Annotated in this window: 20 protein-coding genes; 5 read left to right on the top strand and 15 right to left on the bottom strand. The window is 37.9% G+C overall.

Going from position 1 to position 19,580, the window contains the following annotated elements:
* Nucleotides 1–93 precede the first annotated feature (93 nt).
* From AC3WSO_RS08830 to AC3WSO_RS08820, 3 genes are read left to right on the top strand one after another with little or no spacing between them, the layout of a single operon-like run.
* The gene (locus AC3WSO_RS08830; protein WP_255505077.1) at nt 94–216 is read left to right on the top strand and encodes a hypothetical protein; all 123 of its coding nucleotides are present in this window, start codon (nt 94–96) and stop codon (nt 214–216) included.
* Nucleotides 217–246: 30 nt separating this feature from the next.
* Entirely contained in the window at nt 247–741 is a 495-nt protein-coding gene (locus tag AC3WSO_RS08825; RefSeq protein ID WP_492530260.1) for a cupredoxin domain-containing protein, read from the top strand.
* Nucleotides 725–2,386, top strand: coding sequence for a b(o/a)3-type cytochrome-c oxidase subunit 1 (locus AC3WSO_RS08820; RefSeq protein ID WP_492530259.1), 1,662 nt, complete (start codon nt 725–727; stop codon nt 2,384–2,386). Before AC3WSO_RS08825 ends, AC3WSO_RS08820 begins: the two co-directional genes overlap by 17 nt.
* 519 nt (nt 2,387–2,905) lie before the next feature.
* Here the strand turns inward: AC3WSO_RS08820 and AC3WSO_RS08815 are convergent.
* The 5 genes from AC3WSO_RS08815 to AC3WSO_RS08795 form a co-directional block, all read right to left on the bottom strand.
* A complete protein-coding gene (locus tag AC3WSO_RS08815) occupies nt 2,906–4,438 on the bottom strand; it encodes an MDR family MFS transporter (protein ID WP_492530258.1) in 1,533 nt (510 codons plus the stop codon).
* Nucleotides 4,439–4,636: 198 nt separating this feature from the next.
* Nucleotides 4,637–6,133 carry a carboxypeptidase M32 gene (locus tag AC3WSO_RS08810; protein ID WP_492530257.1) on the bottom strand — a complete coding sequence of 499 codons (1,497 nt, stop codon included), beginning with the start codon at nt 6,131–6,133 and terminating at the stop codon, nt 4,637–4,639.
* Nucleotides 6,134–6,607: 474 nt separating this feature from the next.
* Nucleotides 6,608–7,048: a hypothetical protein gene (locus AC3WSO_RS08805; protein WP_492530256.1), complete on the bottom strand. Its 441-nt coding sequence runs from the start codon at nt 7,046–7,048 to the stop codon at nt 6,608–6,610.
* Nucleotides 7,049–7,349: 301 nt separating this feature from the next.
* A complete protein-coding gene (locus tag AC3WSO_RS08800) occupies nt 7,350–8,360 on the bottom strand; it encodes a serine hydrolase domain-containing protein (RefSeq protein WP_492530255.1) in 1,011 nt (336 codons plus the stop codon).
* Between the two features lie 16 nt (nt 8,361–8,376).
* Nucleotides 8,377–9,201: a MerR family transcriptional regulator gene (locus AC3WSO_RS08795; protein WP_492530254.1), complete on the bottom strand. Its 825-nt coding sequence runs from the start codon at nt 9,199–9,201 to the stop codon at nt 8,377–8,379.
* A 160-nt stretch (nt 9,202–9,361) separates the two neighbouring features.
* Here AC3WSO_RS08795 and AC3WSO_RS08790 point away from each other — a divergent pair, with 160 nt between their 5' ends.
* Both AC3WSO_RS08790 and AC3WSO_RS08785 read left to right on the top strand, forming a co-directional pair.
* Complete coding sequence (locus AC3WSO_RS08790) at nt 9,362–9,958, top strand: TetR/AcrR family transcriptional regulator (RefSeq protein ID WP_492530253.1); 597 nt, start codon at nt 9,362–9,364, stop codon at nt 9,956–9,958.
* Between the two features lie 63 nt (nt 9,959–10,021).
* The gene (locus AC3WSO_RS08785) at nt 10,022–11,170 is read left to right on the top strand and encodes an MFS transporter (protein WP_492530252.1); all 1,149 of its coding nucleotides are present in this window, start codon (nt 10,022–10,024) and stop codon (nt 11,168–11,170) included.
* 298 nt (nt 11,171–11,468) lie between these two features.
* Here AC3WSO_RS08785 and mdh read toward each other — a convergent pair whose 3' ends face one another.
* The 10 genes from mdh to AC3WSO_RS08735 all read right to left on the bottom strand — a co-directional run bounded on the left by mdh (nt 11,469) and on the right by AC3WSO_RS08735 (nt 19,577).
* The gene (gene mdh, locus AC3WSO_RS08780; RefSeq protein WP_492530251.1) at nt 11,469–12,416 is read right to left on the bottom strand and encodes a malate dehydrogenase; all 948 of its coding nucleotides are present in this window, start codon (nt 12,414–12,416) and stop codon (nt 11,469–11,471) included.
* On the bottom strand, nt 12,416–12,775 hold the full coding sequence (locus tag AC3WSO_RS08775; RefSeq protein WP_492530250.1) for a BMC domain-containing protein: 360 nt from the start codon (nt 12,773–12,775) through the stop codon (nt 12,416–12,418). Before AC3WSO_RS08775 ends, mdh begins: the two co-directional genes overlap by 1 nt.
* Nucleotides 12,768–13,052: a EutN/CcmL family microcompartment protein gene (locus AC3WSO_RS08770; RefSeq protein ID WP_492530249.1), complete on the bottom strand. Its 285-nt coding sequence runs from the start codon at nt 13,050–13,052 to the stop codon at nt 12,768–12,770. The genes AC3WSO_RS08775 and AC3WSO_RS08770 overlap by 8 nt, the downstream gene beginning before the upstream one ends.
* 37 nt (nt 13,053–13,089) lie before the next feature.
* The gene (locus AC3WSO_RS08765; RefSeq protein ID WP_492530248.1) at nt 13,090–13,956 is read right to left on the bottom strand and encodes a phosphate propanoyltransferase; all 867 of its coding nucleotides are present in this window, start codon (nt 13,954–13,956) and stop codon (nt 13,090–13,092) included.
* Nucleotides 13,957–13,968: 12 nt separating this feature from the next.
* On the bottom strand, nt 13,969–14,559 hold the full coding sequence (gene pduL, locus AC3WSO_RS08760; RefSeq protein WP_492530247.1) for a phosphate propanoyltransferase: 591 nt from the start codon (nt 14,557–14,559) through the stop codon (nt 13,969–13,971).
* A 150-nt stretch (nt 14,560–14,709) separates the two neighbouring features.
* Nucleotides 14,710–14,988, bottom strand: coding sequence for a BMC domain-containing protein (locus AC3WSO_RS08755; protein ID WP_053482447.1), 279 nt, complete (start codon nt 14,986–14,988; stop codon nt 14,710–14,712).
* Between the two features lie 16 nt (nt 14,989–15,004).
* Complete coding sequence (locus AC3WSO_RS08750; RefSeq protein WP_492530246.1) at nt 15,005–16,495, bottom strand: aldehyde dehydrogenase family protein; 1,491 nt, start codon at nt 16,493–16,495, stop codon at nt 15,005–15,007.
* A 14-nt stretch (nt 16,496–16,509) separates the two neighbouring features.
* Nucleotides 16,510–17,160: an ethanolamine utilization microcompartment protein EutL gene (gene eutL / locus AC3WSO_RS08745; RefSeq protein ID WP_492530245.1), complete on the bottom strand. Its 651-nt coding sequence runs from the start codon at nt 17,158–17,160 to the stop codon at nt 16,510–16,512.
* Nucleotides 17,161–17,171: 11 nt separating this feature from the next.
* Nucleotides 17,172–18,197 (bottom strand): ethanolamine ammonia-lyase subunit EutC, encoded by a 1,026-nt coding sequence (gene eutC, locus AC3WSO_RS08740; protein WP_492530244.1) that lies wholly within the window; start codon nt 18,195–18,197, stop codon nt 17,172–17,174.
* A 9-nt stretch (nt 18,198–18,206) separates the two neighbouring features.
* Nucleotides 18,207–19,577, bottom strand: coding sequence for an ethanolamine ammonia-lyase subunit EutB (locus AC3WSO_RS08735; protein WP_492530243.1), 1,371 nt, complete (start codon nt 19,575–19,577; stop codon nt 18,207–18,209).
* Nucleotides 19,578–19,580 lie beyond the last annotated feature (3 nt).

Here is a 19,580-nt window from a genome sequence, read left to right as displayed (position 1 = left end):
GTCAAGATGTGTGATTTTTTTCACATCAAAAAGAATTTTATTTATATATCATGGCAATATGAAAGACACAATAAAAGCGAAGGAGGAGCAAAAATGGCAAATAAAAAAAAGTCAGATGAAAATTTAAAAGGTTCACTCTATGCGGTATTTGGAGTAGGAATCATTATTATCTTACTTTGGGTGTACTGCTTCGATTTGTTCATCAATCGTTTTTAATCTACTAAGAATAAGAAAGGACAGAGACATATGCACTTACATAAGTATGAGAAATACTGGCTTGTGTTTGGAGTTACTACTTTAGTAGCATTCCTTATCATTCTCGGCATCGGTGCATTTCATCAAGGCTCACATCCGAACAATGGTAAAAAAACACTAGATTATGAGAAAGTAAATGAATTTCCTCCCTTCGATAATCCTGGTGTTCACAAAGTTGAAGGTAAGGATTGGGACTATGAAGTGGTTGTTTTAGCATCAGCATTTAATTACAATCCTCCAGAAATAGAGGTCCCTCTAGGAGCTAGGGTGAAATTTATCGCAACAAGTGCGGATGTCATGCACGGTTTTGAAGTTGCAGGTACAAATATTAATATGATGCTTGAACCTGGATACATTTCTGAATATGTGACAGAAGTAAATAAAGTAGGAGAGTTTTTAATTGTATGTAATGAATACTGTGGTACAGGACATACGATGATGCACTCTATGCTAAAGGTGGTGGATCCAAATGAGTCTCAACAATAATTTGACAAAAGTGGATCGTCGTGATGCGAAGCTAGCGATGGCACATATATACGTGGCATTCATCGCATTATTATTAGGGGGTCTTGCAGGTTTATTACAGGTTTTCGTTCGTTCTGGTCAATTTACATTACCAGCAGGCATTGGTTACTATCAAGTTTTAACTGTACATGGTGTTTTACTCGGTCTTATTTTAACAACATTCTTTATTTTCGGTTTCCAAATTGCCAGTGTTAGCCGTACATCAGGGACTTTCTCAGATGGACAACGTCGCCTTGGCTGGATCGGCTTCTGGTTAATGACTATCGGTACAGCAGCAGCTGCAGTAATGGTTCTACTGAACGAAGCATCTGTTTTATATACGTTCTATGCTCCACTGAAAGCTCACTGGATTTTCTATTTAGGACTTACATTAGTCGTTGTTGGTTCTTGGGTTGGCGGCGCAGGTCAAATTTTACGATATGCTCAGTGGCGTAAAGAAAATAAAGGTAGCGGACAACGAAGCCCTTTACTTTCATTTATGGTTGTTGTCAATAATTTAATGTGGTTCGTAGCAACTTTAGGTGTAGCTGTTTCTGTTCTATTCCAGTTACTTCCATGGTCTTTAGGCTTTATCGAACGTGTTGATGTAGCACTTTCTCGTACATTATTCTGGTATTTTGGTCATGCTCTTGTGTATTTCTGGTTATTGCCAGCTTACATGGTTTGGTATGTCATTATTCCGAAGGTTATTGGCGGAAAAATTTTCTCTGATTCTTTAGCAAGACTGTCATTTATGCTGTTTTTAATATTCTCTGTACCAGTTGGGATCCATCACCAATTAACAGAGCCAGGTATTGATGGTACATGGAAATTTATACAAGTCGTTTTAACATTTGCCGTAATCGTACCATCTTTAATGACCGCCTTCTCGATGTTTGCAATGTTTGAATTACGCGGTCGTGAATTAGGAGGAAAAGGTCTTTTCGGCTGGTTTAAAAAATTACCATGGAAAGATGCTCGTTTCTTCGTGCCATTTATCGGTATGTTAGCATTTATTCCTGGTGGCGCAGGCGGTATCATCAATGCTTCTTACCAAATGAACCAATTAATCCATAATACTATTTGGGTTACAGGACATTTCCATTTAACAATTGCAACAACAGCCGTTTTAACTTATTTTGGGGCGGCATTTTGGTTAATTCCGTATTTAACAGGTCGTACACTGACTAAATCTTTAAACAATCTTGGTAATTTTGCCGCTATTTTATGGGCGATAGGTATGACGATTATGTCTTCTGCTATGCATATAGCTGGTCTAATCGGTGCACCGCGTCGATCTGATTACTCTGAGTATGGCGGAGCTCAGCAGGCTTATGATTGGATTCCTTATCAAATCGCTCAAGCTGTTGGTGGCACAATTCTATTCATCGCCATTATAATCATTCTTTATATTGTGGTGAAATTAGCATGGTTTGCACCAAAAGGCGAAGAGGAATTCCCTGTTGGTGAGGTACATGAAAACGGTGGTACGACTCCAGCTATTTTAGAGAACTTTAAAGTATGGCTAGTTATTTTAGTAGCATTAATTTTATTTGCTTATACTATTCCAATTATTGATATCATTTCCAATTCCCCACCTGGCTCTAAAGGCTATAAGCTTTGGTAACAAAGTTTAGTCTCTTCATAAAAAGAGGCTGGGACAAAACTAGCTTCTAATATCAAAAAAGTGAAATCGAGTATGCTTAATTTCACTTTTTTGATTTTTCTCTATTTTAGCTTACACTTCTTATTGAATAAGCTCCCTACGTGGATGATAGGCAGGACAACCCGCACTTCGTATAAACGGTTCGAAATTTTATTACGAAAAAAATAAAGCCGGTGAAATTTCACATTTCGTAAAATTTCACCAGCTTTTTTGGTATCAGAGGAATGGTTTGTCCTTGCCTCTTAGTAAAGGTATCAGCAAAATAAGCATGATGGCTCTCTTTTGCCTACCAACCACTTTTTGAAATATTTTTTAGCGAGCTCTCTTTTTCTATTTTTGTATGCGTAAATTGCGCAATTTCAACTGCTTTTTCATACGACTACCTCAATTTTTATTGTTATTTCGAATTTGAAATGTTTTAAAATGTACGTTTCGTATAACAATTTTAATTGAGGAAAGGCCGCATATTGATAATTTATATTAATGTGATGCCTCGCGATTGTACGTTTCCATTTCAGAAGCAGGGTCGAATTGCTCTCTACCCATAGCAAATGCCATAATTAGCGCAATAGCAGCTGGGATTATCGCCCAAGCAAAAGTATGAGCAACTGAAATAGTAAGTGCTTCTTGCATTTTATCGAGAACCTCTACAGGGATAACGTTTCGAGTTTCAGATGTTAGGATTATACTTGGATCACTTAAATCCATACCAGTAGGTGCTTGACCACTAAACGCGGACGTTAATTTATTTGAGAAAATATGGTTTTGAATAATCCCAAACACTGTAATTCCTAATGTCATTCCAAGTTCTCGATTGAAGTTTAGCGTTGAGTTAGCCGAGCCACGTTGTCTCATACTAAGACCATGAATAACGGCATTGCTCAACACAGAGAAAGACGAGCCAATGCCAAGACCAACAAGTATCATAAAGATTGTTACCATAAAGTGTGACGTTTCAGTTGTCAATGTTGTAAGCAAGGTAATACCAACAACGAATAGAGTTAAAGTCGGTAACATAATCGTTCGATACTTAAATTTTGTGAGGAGAGCTCCACCTCCAGATGCTGTTACAACAGATCCGACCATCATCGGAAGTAAAATAAGACCTGAGTTCGTTGCCGAGCCTCCAAGTACGCCTTGAACAAAAATCGGAATGTAGATGGCAGCTGTAATGTAAGCAGCACCAGCAAATATTGAAATGATATTACTCGTTGCATAAAGACGATTTTTGAACATTTTAAAGGAAATAATAGGCTCTTCTACACGTAGTTCAATTAAAATAAAGCTAATAAGAAGCACTCCAAATAGAGCGAATAATCCAAGAATCATTGCGGAATCCCAAGCATATTCTTTGCCGCCTAGCTCAAGAGCAAACATTAAACTAACTACTGCACTAACTAAAGTAGCTGCGCCAAAGTAGTCGATTTTTTGCTTGGCATGTACAACTGATTCATTATAAAATTTTGCAACTAACACAAAGGCAATTAGCCCAAGTGGTAAATTAATGTAGAAAATCCAAGACCAATGAACATAATCAGTTAAATAGGCTCCAAGAAGCGGACCAAAGATACTCGATAGACCAAATACTGCCCCGAATAAGCCACCCATTTTACCGCGTTTATCTGGAGACACTACATCAAACATAATTGTGAATGCAATTGGCATTAATGCACCACCGCCAATACCTTGAATTGCACGGTAAATGCTAAGCTGAATGATTGAGTTTGCTGTACCAGCTAGCGCCGAACCGATTAAAAATACAACTAAACCGAAAATAAAGAATCTTTTACGACCATACATATCGGATAATTTACCGAAAATCGGCATACCTGCAATCGACGCGATCATATAAGCTGATGTCACCCAGACAAGTTTGTCATATCCACCAAGATCTCCGACAATGGTACTGATTGCCGTTGCTACAATTGTATTATCCATTGCAGCCATTAAAATCGCTAGCAATAGCCCAGCGATTACTACACCTATTTTACTTGAATTCTTTGACACTTTCATACCTCCGTTTTGGTAAATCCCTACTATTTTTAACTATCAATATGTATCTTGATAGGGGATGTTTAAATAACCATTTTGTATTATATCAGTTCCAATCAATTTTATATACGATATAGGATTCAGCATTTTCTTTTGGAAAAAAGTGGTCATTGGAATATGAAAAGCGATTTCTCTATAGTAGAGAAATCGCTTTGACCTTTAAAGCTGATACAGCTTCGTATACTTTTCTTGTAAATAGTTTGCTAAATATTTAGCGTTTAAGCCTTCCCCTGTTGCCTCTTGTAACAATTCGAACGGCTTCTTCAGCGCACCGTATTGATGGACTTTGTCTGTTAACCACTCACGAATTGGAAGAAGCTCTCCCTTTTCTAACAGCTCATCAAAGTTTGGAATATCTTTATCCATTGCATGCTTCCATTGTGCTGCGTAAATCATTCCTAAAGCATAGGATGGGAAATAACCAAACATGCCCCCTGACCAGTGCATATCTTGTAGTACCCCTTTTGCATCTGTCTCAGGACGAATACCTAAATATTCCTCGTATTTATCATTCCATACTTGTGGAAGGTCTTTCGCTTGGAGATCGCCATTAAATAGATCACGTTCAATTTCATAGCGAATCATAATATGTAGTGGATATGTTAACTCATCTGCTTCAATGCGTATAAATGAAGGTTCCACCATATTAATCACTCGCAGGAAATCAGCTAATGCTACATCGCCAAATTGAGCAGGTGAATGTTTTTGCAGTCGCTCGTAATTATGCTCCCAGAACTTTTCATTCCTCCCAACAAAATTTTCATAAAATAAAGATTGAGATTCATGTATTCCCATTGACGTACCCGTTGCTAACGGTAAACCATCAAGCTTCGCATCGATATTTTGTTCGTACATAGCATGCCCACACTCATGGATTGTTCCAAAAATTGCTGAGCGGAAATCATTTTCATCATATTTCGTTGTAATTCGATTATCTCCATGATTTAAGCCAATCATAAATGGATGCACACTTTCGTCTAAGCGACCTGCTTCAAAATCATAGCCAAGTTGTGTTAGCATTTCCAATGATAATGCACGTTGAGATTCACGAGGGAAATGCTTAAATAATATGCTTGTATCTGGTTTATTTGGTGAATCTGCAATTTTTTTCACAAGAGAAACGATTGTTTCACGTAATTCACCAAAAACTTGATCTAAAACATCAGTCGTCATATCCGGTTCATATAAATCTAGCAATGTATTGTATGGAGAACCATTTTTAATACCCCAATATTGAATAAATTTCTTCTGCCAGCTTATAATTTCCTCTAAATAAGGTAGGAATAAAGCAAAATTATTCGTTGCCTTTGCTTCTTCCCATGCTGTTTCCGCTTTAGATTGTAGAATGACAAATTCCTTATATTCATCAGCTGGAATTTTTTTATTTTGATCGTAATCTTTCCGTACTTTCTCTACTAAACGCAGTGTAACATAATCGAGATCTGCCTTTTGCCCCTCTAGATCCGTTAGTAATTTCCCTAACTCTTCACTAGTTTGCATTTCAAATAAGGAAGCAGATAATGTTCCAACTACCTCTGAACGTTGAGTTAACCCCTTCTTAGGTGCACCCGTACGCATGTCCCAATAAATCACACCCAATGCTTCTCCGTAGTGCTGCATTTTTTTCACATAGTCAGTAAATTGTTGTACAGTCATACTAACATCCTCCTTTTCACGCTACTAGTTTATCATATTTTCGAAAATTTTGTATATTATGGACTTTTAGTATTTTTCTTCTTCTACTTCAATTAAATATTGATTCTACAAAATTACAAGCTATTTCAAAAAAGGATGTATGGGGATTTAGATTCTACTACTGGATTTTCTATAATGCGTTAATGGAGATTCTTATGCTGCTGCACTAGATGAGTGGCGAAGTTACATAATTAAGTGGTTATGTATCTGGCGAAAAATACTTACTGAAGAAGTAAACAAAGAGAATACAACTTTGTCTACTTTGACCAAACATGGACAATCGAAGACGGATCTATCCGACTTAGGACTAAATTATTCCTGCAAGAATATGCTTTTTCCCACTAACTATACTAGATGGCTTTAAAAAAGCTGAATACAGAATAAAATCACTATGACTAGTCTTTGATTTAAAACAATACTATACTTTATATTGCTTCACTCGCCCATAAGTTGTTTGTATCTCAAGTAAATAATATAGCGACGAGAACAAATACTACCAAGCGGTATGAACATAAGTGCATTTGTTAATGATAGCAATGCATGCTCTCTACTCCAATGACCTACCAGTATCCTTACAAGAAGAAATCCAAAAAACAAAATAATACCAGCAATAGAACTTTTTGTAGTAACGATTCCTCTAGTGTGATTCTTACGAATTTTTTCTAGTTTTCCTTTCCATACTCCTATACCCAATCCAACAATTAAACAACTGATATACATCATAATACTTAAAGGCGTTAATTTAATACTGGCAATAGTAGAAAACACTACACCAATTAACAAAACTGGAATGACCCACAAGCGAGCTGGTCTAACTTGTTTCTCCTTTAACATTATAAGGACAATGACAATAAAGACGACCAAGTAGCTTACCATTTCTTCCCCTCACTTTATTTAAAAAAGTATAATTTAACCTCAAACTGAAGATGTAGTGAGCACGACCTTCAGAAAGGGGATTTTTCAATACGCTTCTTCATAAAGATAACTTTATCAAATTAGATAATAGACTATTTATTATAGCCTATTGTCTAATTTGATAGGATTAAAATTTAACCTATGTCATAAGTTGAATGGGGTCGAGACTGCGAAATACTAGGGGATAGTTACCGATGAACTTGAAGCAAGCGTGCATCCACCTAATTGGAAACGAATTATCCGCCTCACTTGAACTATAAAATTATTGATTATTTATTACCGCTGGAATTATATACTCTTTTATTAACGGCCATCTATCTCGTGGATTCATGATGAATTCTGAACTAATTGCCACAACCATATTCAATTTCGGTATGCAACAAATCATGTTACCTCCATCCCCTATTGCTGAATATGTAAATAGTCCATCATCTTGGCGTAGCCACCATAAATAACCGTAATTGTTATGGTTCATCTCCATCGATTCTCGAATCCATGTCTCTGAGAGGACCCTATTATTATTCCACATGCCATTGTTTATATATAGGTAACCAAATCGCGCCATATCACGAGTAGTTAATGTAAGTCCCCATCCACCTGTCGAATGACCATTTGGATCATGGACCCACCCCTTGACGTTTTTCCCGAATAAATCATCAAACCCATAGGCATTCATTTGGTAGTTTGGAATTTCTTTTATGCCAAGCGGTGTAAACAAATGTTCATTGGCGAACGCTCGTGCACTCTTGCCAGTACTTTTAGTAAGAATTGCTGACAATAAATGTGCTCCTGCAGTAGAGTATTTAAATGCACCTAAATCTCCATTTACACCCATAAAATCAAGTGTGTATTTTATCCAATCCTGCTGTTGACATAGCTTATCTAATGGCTCATGCCAATCTTCAAATGGATAAGGTACTGTCATCGTGAGAAGATGTCGTATAGTAATCTGTTGTTTCTTCTGATCAGTAGCCAAATACTCTGGGAAAAAATTTAACACCTTTTCTTCGACGCTATTAATATAGCCTTTATCAATTGCGATGCCTATTAGTGCTGAGAGTACACTTTTTGTTACAGATGCTACATGGTGACAATGCTCAGGACCTTTGCCATTAAAATATTTTTCATATGCTAAATGACCATCTTTAATAATAATAATGCCATTAATATTGTGATAATCACTTTTTATCATCTGTTCTAGCTTAGAAATTTTTTTATTGTTCATATATATGCTTTCAGGTTTTACGGCTTGCCAATTTATTGTCGTTTGCATAGGAACCTCCTAATTATCATTTTTTCTTTACAGGAAAATATACCTCAGTAACATACTCCTCAGGGTCGATTGCTTGATTTGGGTCTGTTACATATATTTCATATGGTGGCAATATTAGCTCGTATCCCTCGTTTTCAATCCACTTCATCAAATTAGCGTAGACGGATGTCAATTCTGGATATGCCCCCTTTAAAACAGATTTAGCACAGAGGCGACCAGGCAAATCTCTCGTTCCTTTGACACTCTCAGCTATTGAAATAGCGAACTCGGTATCATTGCCAGCAGGATTAAATTCAGGGCTATGGTAAATCGTCATCGGCTGACCAAGTAAAGTAAGCTTCTCCTTCGCAATTCTTTCGTATAACTCGTTAAAATAACGACCGTATCCCGATGCATAATCATCACTGCTCAATATTAACCGCTTATAAAGGATATTCTTTGGCTTTGTTTCTATTAGTTGTACTTCGAAGTCGTCAAGATACGACATGATTGATACCCCCTTTTCTAGATTTGAAATATCTTGACTTAGTTGTTTTACAACATATTCAAAAGCCTTTAGTTTCTCTTGAATTTCATTTTTTTTCTGGTTCAACGCCGAACAAAGCATTTCTTCGGACTGATCCTCTTCTAACGCCACCATAGTTTTAATTTCTTCAAGAGAAAAATGATAGGATTTTAAACGGTTGATGTAGAGCATCCTTTTTAGTTGTTCGATGGAATAATACCTATAACCGCTTTCAGCATTAATCTCATCTGGGTTAATTAATCCAATTTCATCGTAATATCGAAGTGTTTTTGTTGAGACACCACATATTTTTGAGAACTCTCCTATTGATAGCACAAAACCACCTCACACATTTATTTGTTACTTGCTACCATTCATTTATACACCTTCCCCTAAGGACATAGTCAATCAAGATCTTTGCTTTATTCTAAAATCTTTTATTGACCGTTTAGTACAAAAAAGATATTCTAGTAATGTAAATGAGAGGAGGATCAATTTGAATAAACGAGGCAGACCCCGAGAGTTTGATTATTCCTCAATTATAGATGTCGCCATGAAAACTTTTTGGATAAGAGGATATGAGGGATGTTCTACACAAGATTTATGCAATGATACTGGACTTGGGAAAGGCAGCTTATACAATACTTTTGGTAGTAAACACGAGCTATATCAACAAGTATTAGAACGCTATCATGAGTTTGGGATTAAGGAACAACAGGAATTGTTAAATGCTCCAATTGCATTGAAAGAACGTTTAAGCAATTTTTTCGAATGGGCATTAAAGGAAGATTTTGAGAATATTGATCAAAAAGGTTGTTTGTTAATCAATGCCAGTGTGGAAAGAGCTAAGAATGACGAAATGGTTCAAGAAATTTTCTCACGGCATGTTGAGCTCCTTAGACAAGCTATTGAAAAAGTAATGGAGGAAGGATTACAAACTGGCGAAATTTCAAATAAGCAAACTGCTGAGGAACTAGCTAGTCTATTTTTAAGCAGTTATTACGGATTTCGTGTTCTTAATGTTTCGATGCAAAATAGGGTGTTGTCGGAACAGATTATGAACGGAACATTGGTATCTATTTTTGGCGCTTAGTGCGCTCTTTTTTAGCACTATTTTTGTACCGAACGTTACAATAATAAATTTAGGAGTGTTTTTATGCCATCGATAATTTATTTACTAGCTTTAGCGATTTTTTGTATGACGACATCTGAATTTATGGTTGCAGGTATGATGAATGAACTTGCTCTTGCATTTCAGGTTTCTGTATCTTCAATTGGGTATTTAATTACAGCTTATGCAGGAGCAATGGTAGTAGGAGGACCTATTTTAACGGCAACTCTTCTCCGAATGCGCAGTAAACAAGCATTATTATTTTTAATGTTTGTATTTTTAATTGGCCAGTCGCTCGGAGCTATTGCATGGGACTATGATAGTATGATGGTTTCACGTATTATTACGGGTATTGCTTCATCTTCAGCATTTGGTATTACCATTTCCTTTTCTGCAACATTGGTTCCTCCTAATACAAGGGGAAAAGCTGCATCTATTGTACTTGCTGGTTTAATAATTGCAACAGTCATAGGCTTACCTATAACAACGTTTGTCTCGCAAAATTTTGGCTGGCGTATTAGTTTTGAGTTTGTTTCTATTCTCGTACTCGTTTCCGGGATTATGATTCAATTTTTACTACCCTCGTCGCCAAACAAATCGGTATTAAACTGGAAAGACGAGCTCATAGGCTTTAAGAATATTAATCTTTGGGCAGCGTACATAACAAGTATGTTTATCATAGGTGGCACTTTTGCAGCATTTAGTTATTTCACCCCTATCTTTACAAGTATCACAGGCTTTTCAAGCGCAAGTATTCCATATTTACTTGCTCTCTATGGTGTTGCAACAGTAATTGGCAATATAGCAATTGGCAAGTTTGCTGATAAATATACAATGAAAACACTTTTGATTGGATTGATTATTTTAATCGTAGCATTGTCTTTATTTGCTGTAGGAGCTGAAAATAAATACATTGTAGTTATTACTACTATTTTTATTGGCTTGACAGGTGTTTCAATGAATCCAGCTATGGTGGCAAGAGTGATGAAAACAGCTAATAATGGTACGATGATCAATACCCTTCATAGTTCTTTTATTACGCTTGGTGTTGTTATTGGTTCATCGCTAGGCAGCCTAGGTATTAGTAATGGATATGGCTATAAATCACCACTGTGGATTGGCGCTTGTTTAGCTATCCTAGGGTTACTATCATTATTACCTTATTTAGGAAAGAATTTTAATGTTTCAAAATAAATTAAAAAGTTGGGGTGAGGCATATTGTGACGCTTCCCCCACATCTATGGGCTCAACTCGTAGTTTCTTGTCCATATGCACCGATAAATCTCAAATAAAAATTATTTCAAACTAAAGAAGCTCTCTTCAAACTTTCACGTTCAAAGTGAGCTTCTTATTCTATATAAATATGGGGGAATTTTAACTAGCTTTTAAGTGCCATGTTCGGTTTCCAATCAAACATTTTTAAGAGCTAAAGGTTTTTACAACAGATATATAGTTGGGGATACTACATATCTTATTGCAGCATAGCGTCTGATTACCCTATGTTTTGACAAATTGTTAATACTTGTTTGACGGCTTCTGCCGATTGGTGGAGTGCCTTTTTTTCTTCATTTGTCAGGTGCAATTCGATAACTGATTCTATACCATTGCCGCCTAATATTGTCGGTACACCTAAAAATAATTCGTGGTAACCGTACTCACCTTCTAAAAGGGCAATAGAAGGAATTATTTTGCGTTGATCTTTCATGATGATTTCGGCCATCTGTGCACAGGCAGCAGCTGGCGCATAATAAGCACTACCATTCCCTAACAAACCAACAATTTCTCCGCCACCTTTACGTGTACGTTCTACGATTTGTTGTAGTCTATCTGAGGGAATTAGTTTTTCTAATGGGATACCCCCAGCATAGGAATATCGAATTAAAGGGACCATTTCGTCGCCATGTCCACCTAAGACGAATCCTGACACATCCTCTGGTGCAATTTGCAGTTCCTGTGCTACAAATGTATTAAAACGTGCTGTATCTAACACACCTGATTGACCAATGATACGATTTTTCGGAAAGCCTGTTTCCTTATAACAAACATAGGTCATGGCATCGACTGGATTGCTTAATACAAGAACTATGCTGTTTGGAGCATAATGTTTTATTTGTCTAGATACTTGTTGAATAATTTTTGCATTCGTCGCCACTAAATCATCTCGGCTCATGCCTGGTTTACGAGGAATACCAGCTGTAATAACGACAATATTTGCTCCTGCTATATCTTCATAATTGCTCGTTCCTTTAATAGAAACATTAAACTTTTCGATTGGTCCTGTTTGTAATAAATCTAGCGCCTTTCCTTTTGTCGGATTCTCCGCTTCTGGAATATCTAACAGGACAACATCTCCTAGTTCTTTTTGTGCCAAAAATAAACTTAAAGTTGCGCCAGTATGACCAGCACCAATTACAGCAATTTTACTTTTTCGAAAAGACATTATGCCTCACCTCGTTGATCAGTTACAGCTGTTTCCGTCGTTTTTTTAGCACGTGTTGATGTTGTTGCTGGCTTTTTCTTTGGTGCTTCTGGTCCTTTAATCATTTGGAAAACATCTTCATCAGGCCTCGGAATTACGTGAGCGCCTAATAGTTCTCCAACACGCATTGCAGCGGCTTTTCCAGCTTCTACTGCTGCCTGAACAGAACCAACATCACCTTTCACGACAACTGTCACAATCCCACCATCAACGAACTCTTGCTTGACGATTGTTACATCTGATGACTTAATCATCGCATCTGCAGCTTCGTAAGAGCCTACTAATCCTTTTGTCTCTATCATTCCAATAGCGCTACTCATTCTCTTCACCTCTCATAACTTCCGTAGAATCAATAATACCTATAACAACTGCATCGATAGGCAATGGATTTTCTTTCATAATATATCGGGATGAACCACCACTTGTAATAAGCACATCATCACCGATTCCTGCCCCGATACGATCTGCGGCTACAATCTCTGAACGAATCGGCTGCTGATTGGAGTCAATTGGTTGAATAATTAATAGTTTTAAGCCATTCAACCCATCTTCCTTACGTGTTGCCCATACACTGCCTATCACTCTTCCCATTTGCATGAACTTCACCTTCTTTATCCTGAAAGGACTTTTCTAATTACTCCGAGCGAATTGTTAACGTCTTATTCAACTCTCGTATTTTGTCATAAGCCAATGCCGTGACAATTGTGTTTTTAGAAACAACAATTTCCCGCGCTTCTATTTCAAGTACTTCTACTTGCGAAAGTAGTTTCTTATCAAATTGATAGATGGACGGTCTTTCATCTTGTTTTAAAACTGGAGGAATTTCTTTGACATCCATTTGTTCGTTAGCTTGTACATAGATAATTTCTGCAAGTGCACCTTGTTGAATTAATCCTGCATTTGCTTCATCTGTGTCGATATGCATCTCTAATCGATAACGATCCGAAACACGAATAATTACATTGGATAAAATAATCGGTCTCATACCTTCTACTTTAATTTGCACAGATTGTCCATCCGCTACTTGGAACCGAGCGCTATCAGCTGGTGACATATGAATATGTGCTTGCGCAATAATGAGTCCTTCATTTAGCACGACACTGCCACTTGGACCGATGAGTGTTACAGGGCTAGAGCCTTTAATATCTCCTGAAATTCTTAATGGTGGCTTTACCCCTAATTTCATCGCGTCTGTCCAGCTTATTTCAACTTGAGATAATGAACGAGCTGGGCCTAATATTCGCACCCGCTCAATGGAACCCTTAGGACCAGCAATAACAACGGTTTCCTCAGCAGCAAACTGTCCTGGCTGTGAAAGTTCAAACTTAGGTGTTAATTGATAGTTCTCACCAAATAGCTTCTCTACTTCCGCTTGGGCAAGGTGGACATGTCTTGCTGACACACCAATAGGGATTTTTCCATCATATTCAGAAGAAGGCTGTTTTTTTAAAACTTGCTGCAATACTTCTTCGACAATTTTTTGGACTAAATTTTCCTGCATCTAACCTCCTCCTTACGTTAATGATCTGATAATTCTCCCCTGTGCTTGCTGTTCAATAAAGCCTGCATTCGCTTCATCTGTATCAATATGCATCTCCAAACTAAAATCGTTCGACACACGAACAACAACTCCACGAAAAGTTACAGGTCGATCACTATCCACTTCAACCGATACTAATTCATTATTTTGTACGTCCAATGCAATTGCATCTTCTTCCGTCATATGAATATGTGCCTGTGCAATAATGACTCCCTGCTTAATTATGATTTCTTGTTCTTGATTGATTAATTTGATGCCTGCTGAACTTTCGATATCTCCCGATTGCCTTAAAGGAGGGGTTAATCCTAGTTTCATTGCATCTGTTCGACTAATTTCCACCTGTGTTGCCGCTCTTACAGGACCTAGTACACGCACATTGTGAAGAACACCTTTTGGTCCCTCAATAGAGACACGCTCTTTGGCTGCAAACTGTCCTGGCTGTGAAAGATCAAAATCCTTCGTTAGCGTTGCTTTTGGACCAAAAAGTGCTTGTAAATCTTCTTCACTGACATGTATATGACGAGCTGAAATGGCCACAGGAAATATCTTTGTCGCTGTTTTCACGTTAGCCACCTCTATATCTTTATTACTGTTGAAAATGAATAAGCAGGATGAGTTATGATGTGTAGCATCCTGCCCTTCTAATTAGATTGTTTTATCCGTCGCTTCGGCTTTCCTTTCCGTCACCTTTAATTGGCTCAGCTCAACCTGAAATTACGCCTCTGCTTTTGGTAAAATTAATTCTAATTCATGGTGTGGACGTGGGATTACATGTACAGATAGCAGTTCTCCAACACGTTGGGCTGCTGCTGCACCTGCATCAGTAGCTGCTTTTACCGCTCCTACATCACCACGAACTAATACAGTGACAATACCGCCACCAACATGTACTTTTCCTACTAAATTAACGCTAGCAGCTTTCACCATTGCGTCTGCTGCTTCAATTGCTCCTACTAATCCTTTTGTTTCTACCATTCCTAATGCTGTACTCATTTGTCATTCCTCCAAATTATTTATTTTGTAATGTTATTTGTTTTAATACTTGATCAACAATTTGTTGAACCACTGCTGTATCCAGCGATGGATCTTGTGCCTTAATATTCTCTACTACTGGTTTTGTTAAGAACTTTGGTTTTGGCACCTCTACATCTTTAATGCCGTATGCCATACGTTTAATATTCAATAAATGTCTCGCTGTAATGTTATCGGACGTAATATTGCCACCAAACGTGCCACATCCTAATGTGAAAGATGGTGCTAAACCTGTAGTTCCACCAACAGCGCCAATAGATGATAATGTATTGATCACAATTCTGGACACTGGTAATTCAACAGAAAATTGCTCAGCTAAAGCTGTATTTTCTGTATGGATTGAGCATGTATGTCCGCGTCCACCTATATTTAGCAAATCAATCATTACCTGTTTTGCTTCTGTACTGTCATCAACTGTGTATAACGCAAATATCGGGGACAGTTTTTCCAGTGAAAATGGAATGTTCTTGCCGATCATCGTTTCCATACCAACAAGTACTTTTGTATCTTCCGGCACAGTAACACCGATAGAATCTGCTAGGCAAGCCGCTGACTTGCCTACAATTTGAGGATTTACTTTCCCAAGGACTGGAGAAATCAACTTTTCCATTTTTACCTTCTCTTCATCACTCAAAATATAAGCATTGTTTTTCTTTAACTCTGATAAAACTTGCTCGGCAATAACTTTATCTACAATAATTGACTGCTCTGTAGCACAAATCGTACCGTTATCAAAAGACTTACTTTGAACAAGCTGTCGAACAGCTTTGGATATATTCGCCGATTTTTCAATATAAGCTGGAACATTCCCTGGCCCAACACCATAAGCAGGTTTGCCTGAACTATAGGCTGCTTTTACTAGCGCACCCCCACCAGTCGCTAATATTAAGTGAATATCGGGGTGCTTTATTAATTGCTGCGTAGCCTCCATAGAAGACAGTGTTAAACAGTGAAGCAAGCCTTCTGGTGCTCCCGCTTCTTCTGCTGCTACTCTACAAATCTCTAAAGCTTCCTTTGTACATTCAACTGCATATGGATGCGGGCTTAGAACAAGACCATTTCTAGTTTTCAATGAAATAAGTGTTTTAAAAATGGCTGTTGATGTTGGATTTGTCGTTGGGACAATGCCCGCAATTACGCCAAACGGACTAGCAATCTCTGTCACTTTCTTCATTCGATCGAAACCTATGACACCGACAGTCTTTAACTCTTTAATGTCTTCATAGACATCTCTAGAGGCAACCTCATTTTTCATCTTTTTATGATTAGGAACACCCATCCCTGTTTCCTGAACGGCCATATTTGCCAAACGTTCCGCCTCTTTAAATGCGGCATCCGCAACTGCCTTGACGATATTATCTACTTGCTGCTGTGAATACTGCATGTAAGCAACCTGTGCAATATTGGCACGTCTCACGGCGTCTCTCATTTCTTGAATTGCTAATAAATCTTTATCTAGTGTGGCCATAAAGCCCCTCCTTTCTAAACAACTGGATTTCTTGTTAAATTTTCAATAGCTTCTCTAAAAGAATTTGCAGCAGCTTGGCAGGAAGATTGGCTACCACTTAATAAACCGCCACCGAAATTGGTTTCAGATGGTGGACCAAAAAAAACCTTTAGCTCTACATCTGCCGCCTTTAATGCAGCATCTAAACCAACAACAGCCTCAAGTGGCGGTGCGATTAAATAAGCAAGGGCTGTTCCAACCTTAACGTTCGCTAGCTCTGCTAAATACGTACCACAGCTTGCTACAGTATGTGCAAAAAGAGCGTGTTTTTCATTTTGAAGGATCGCTTCAAAATACGTATCAAACTGAATTTTTTGCTGAATCGCATCGAAACCACTGCGTATTTCATCAGGCGATCTCCCGGCAATGATGCCAATGACTTCACCAGATAATGGGCCAGATGCATGGGCCGCTCCAGCATAAAAGCTTTTCGCATACACAACATCAACATCTGCTTTTTTCGTAGCCTCGTCCAACGCTACATAGCCAACATCATCTATTGTTAGTGTTACGAGTCCAATGCTATTATGATATGGCTTCAAATCTAATTGCTCAGCTAGTTCACGATTCACTCTTGGAATGACTTGCATTGCTAAAATTTCTGCCATAATTTTTTGAGGATTCATCGTTTGGCCCCCTAACCTTCTTTTGCCACAAGACCAACTCCACTTGCCTTGTAATGCAATATTTTTTGCACGACTGTTCCTAAATAGGCTCCAGCTTCTAACGGCGGGATACCACCTTTATGAATGTTCGAAACGACCATTCGATCAGCTTCTACTGTGCCAATTCTAGGTTGATAGCATATATAAGCACTCATTGACTCGGCTGATACAAGTCCCGGACGCTCACCGATTAGATAAACAATCACTTCTGCTTGTAATATCTCGCCAATTTCATCCATAAGAGCTACACGCCCTTTATCAATATAGAAGGTAGTTCCTATTTCAATATTTAAATTATGAAGACTTTGCTGTAACGCTAAATAAACATCTTGCACATTCTCTTCAATCGCACTAGCGCTTAATCCATTAGAAATAATGATTTGTACTTTAGGATTTTGTTGGCATTTTGATTGAATAAGTGCTTTGGAATCATCAGATAAACGACGACCTAAATCCGGTCTTGTAATGTATTCTTCCTTATCTGTCACTTTAGTTGTTACTTGAAAGACATCAAGCTTTTGAAGTAGCTCCTCTGTCACTTCTCCATATACTGCATCAACTGCTGCCGCATGATCGAGGCGGAATTTTAGCCAAGTTTTTGTTTTTGGTCTTGTCCCAGCTCTCCCAACACCTATTCTTGCCGGTGTATGTTTTTTAGCTGCTTGCACACTTTCAGACACTTCATCCTCTTCAAATTTAAAGGCTGGGATAGGTGTCACAGTGTAAGACGGTTCATCATAACTTGTACTGTAAAACGATTGTTCGTGATTACCTGATTCATTATGATAAAGTTTAATTAATGGTTCATTTGATTTTTCTGTTGTGCTTGGACTTGCTACTTCATCAGAATGATTAGCTGCCATATCATAGAATTTAATAAGTGTTTCCTTTTGTTCTTCTGTTTCCACAGTTGTTTCTGATGAAGATTTAACGGACGTATCATTACCCATCTTTTCCATTACGAGCTGTGTAATCATCGATACTAGTTGTTCATTCAATAGACTCACCTACCTTTCAAATATCGATAAATCGCCAGCTCTTGCTGATAGACGACCATTTTCATAAATGCCCATTTTCTCTAGCCATGCTAGATATTCAGGTGCTGGTTTTTTACCAAACGTTTGAAGTAATGTAGCGACATCATGGAAGCTCATTGACTGATAGTTCAACATGACATCGTCGCCCATTGGTGCAGCTATAATAAAGTTGACACCAGCAGCTGTTAATAAAACACTTAAATCTTCAACATCATTTTGGTCTGCTTTAATATGGTTTGTGTAACAAATATCAACGCCCATTGGAATGCCGTGCATTTTGCCCATAAAGTGATCTTCTAGTCCTGCACGTATAACCTGTTTGTTATTGTATAAATACTCAGGTCCAATAAAGCCAACTACCGTGTTCACTATATATGGATTAAAATGTCTAGCAAATCCGTAATTGCGCGATTCAAGTGTTACTTGGTCAATACCCATATGTGCCTCAGCAGATAGCTCCGAGCCTTGTCCAGTTTCAAAATAGAATAAGTTCGGACCAGTTCCTGTTCCTTGCTTTTTCACAAGCTCCTCTGCTTCTCTTATTAGATCAGCGGATATACCAAACGAGCGATTAGCAATTTCTGTTCCTGCAATACTTTGGAAAATCATATCAGCTGGTGCACCTTGTTTAATAGCCTTCATCTGTGTTGTAATATGTGCTAACACACAGTTTTGTGTAGGAATCGACCAATCATTGATAAACTCCTTTGTCGCTTGCAATACTTTTTTCACGCTTTCAACTGAGTCATCTACTGGGTTAATCCCGATGACCGCATCACCAATACCATAGGATAAGCCCTCTTTTAATGAAGCAATAATACCGTCAATATTGTCTGTTGGATGATTCGGCTGTAATCTTGAGGATAGTGTGCCCTTTTGTCCGATTGTACTATTACAAGTTGACAATATTTCCACTTTATTGGCAGCATGGACGAGATCTAAGTTGGACATTAGCTTTGTAACGGACGCAATAATTTCTGAATTCATGCCCTTGCTTAAGCGTTTTAATTCCCTATCGCCTGTTTCATTGGATAAAATGTATTCTCTAAGTTGCTCGATACTCCAGTTTTTAATTTCTCCATAAATTTGCTCATTAATATCACCTTCAATAATGCGTGTCACTTCATCCTCTTCGGGAGGAACTAATGGATTTTCTCTTATATCTTTCACTAACAGCTCACTTAGAACGGCCTTGGCCGCAATTCTTTGTTGTACAGATTCAGCAGCAATTCCAGCTAACTGATCTCCTGATTTTTCTTCATTGGCCTTGGCCATTACATCCTTCAATGATTTAAAATTATATTTTTCTCCACCAAATATCACCGATAGATTCACATTCATCCT

The sequence above is a fragment of the Lysinibacillus sp. EB106-09-02-XG168 genome (assembly GCF_058791475.1).
This window is presented reverse-complemented; position numbering and strand designations above follow the sequence as displayed.

What these genes read in the sequence shown, in the direction of transcription:
- AC3WSO_RS08765 (WP_492530248.1), bottom strand. Translation starts at nt 13,956, where the DNA reads ATGCAGGAAAATTTAGTCCAAAAAATTGTCGAAGAAGTATTGCAGCAA.
- AC3WSO_RS08825 (WP_492530260.1), top strand. Translation starts at nt 247, where the DNA reads ATGCACTTACATAAGTATGAGAAATACTGGCTTGTGTTTGGAGTTACT.
- AC3WSO_RS08820 (WP_492530259.1), top strand. Translation starts at nt 725, where the DNA reads ATGAGTCTCAACAATAATTTGACAAAAGTGGATCGTCGTGATGCGAAG.
- AC3WSO_RS08830 (WP_255505077.1), top strand. Translation starts at nt 94, where the DNA reads ATGGCAAATAAAAAAAAGTCAGATGAAAATTTAAAAGGTTCACTCTAT.
- AC3WSO_RS08785 (WP_492530252.1), top strand. Translation starts at nt 10,022, where the DNA reads ATGCCATCGATAATTTATTTACTAGCTTTAGCGATTTTTTGTATGACG.
- AC3WSO_RS08750 (WP_492530246.1), bottom strand. Translation starts at nt 16,495, where the DNA reads ATGGCCACACTAGATAAAGATTTATTAGCAATTCAAGAAATGAGAGAC.
- mdh (WP_492530251.1), bottom strand. Translation starts at nt 12,416, where the DNA reads ATGTCTTTTCGAAAAAGTAAAATTGCTGTAATTGGTGCTGGTCATACT.
- AC3WSO_RS08800 (WP_492530255.1), bottom strand. Translation starts at nt 8,360, where the DNA reads ATGCAAACGACAATAAATTGGCAAGCCGTAAAACCTGAAAGCATATAT.
- AC3WSO_RS08775 (WP_492530250.1), bottom strand. Translation starts at nt 12,775, where the DNA reads ATGAGTAGCGCTATTGGAATGATAGAGACAAAAGGATTAGTAGGCTCT.
- AC3WSO_RS08815 (WP_492530258.1), bottom strand. Translation starts at nt 4,438, where the DNA reads ATGAAAGTGTCAAAGAATTCAAGTAAAATAGGTGTAGTAATCGCTGGG.
- AC3WSO_RS08810 (WP_492530257.1), bottom strand. Translation starts at nt 6,133, where the DNA reads ATGACTGTACAACAATTTACTGACTATGTGAAAAAAATGCAGCACTAC.
- AC3WSO_RS08755 (WP_053482447.1), bottom strand. Translation starts at nt 14,988, where the DNA reads ATGAGTACAGCATTAGGAATGGTAGAAACAAAAGGATTAGTAGGAGCA.
- eutL (WP_492530245.1), bottom strand. Translation starts at nt 17,160, where the DNA reads ATGAATCCTCAAAAAATTATGGCAGAAATTTTAGCAATGCAAGTCATT.
- AC3WSO_RS08805 (WP_492530256.1), bottom strand. Translation starts at nt 7,048, where the DNA reads ATGGTAAGCTACTTGGTCGTCTTTATTGTCATTGTCCTTATAATGTTA.
- AC3WSO_RS08770 (WP_492530249.1), bottom strand. Translation starts at nt 13,052, where the DNA reads ATGCAAATGGGAAGAGTGATAGGCAGTGTATGGGCAACACGTAAGGAA.
- AC3WSO_RS08735 (WP_492530243.1), bottom strand. Translation starts at nt 19,577, where the DNA reads ATGAATGTGAATCTATCGGTGATATTTGGTGGAGAAAAATATAATTTT.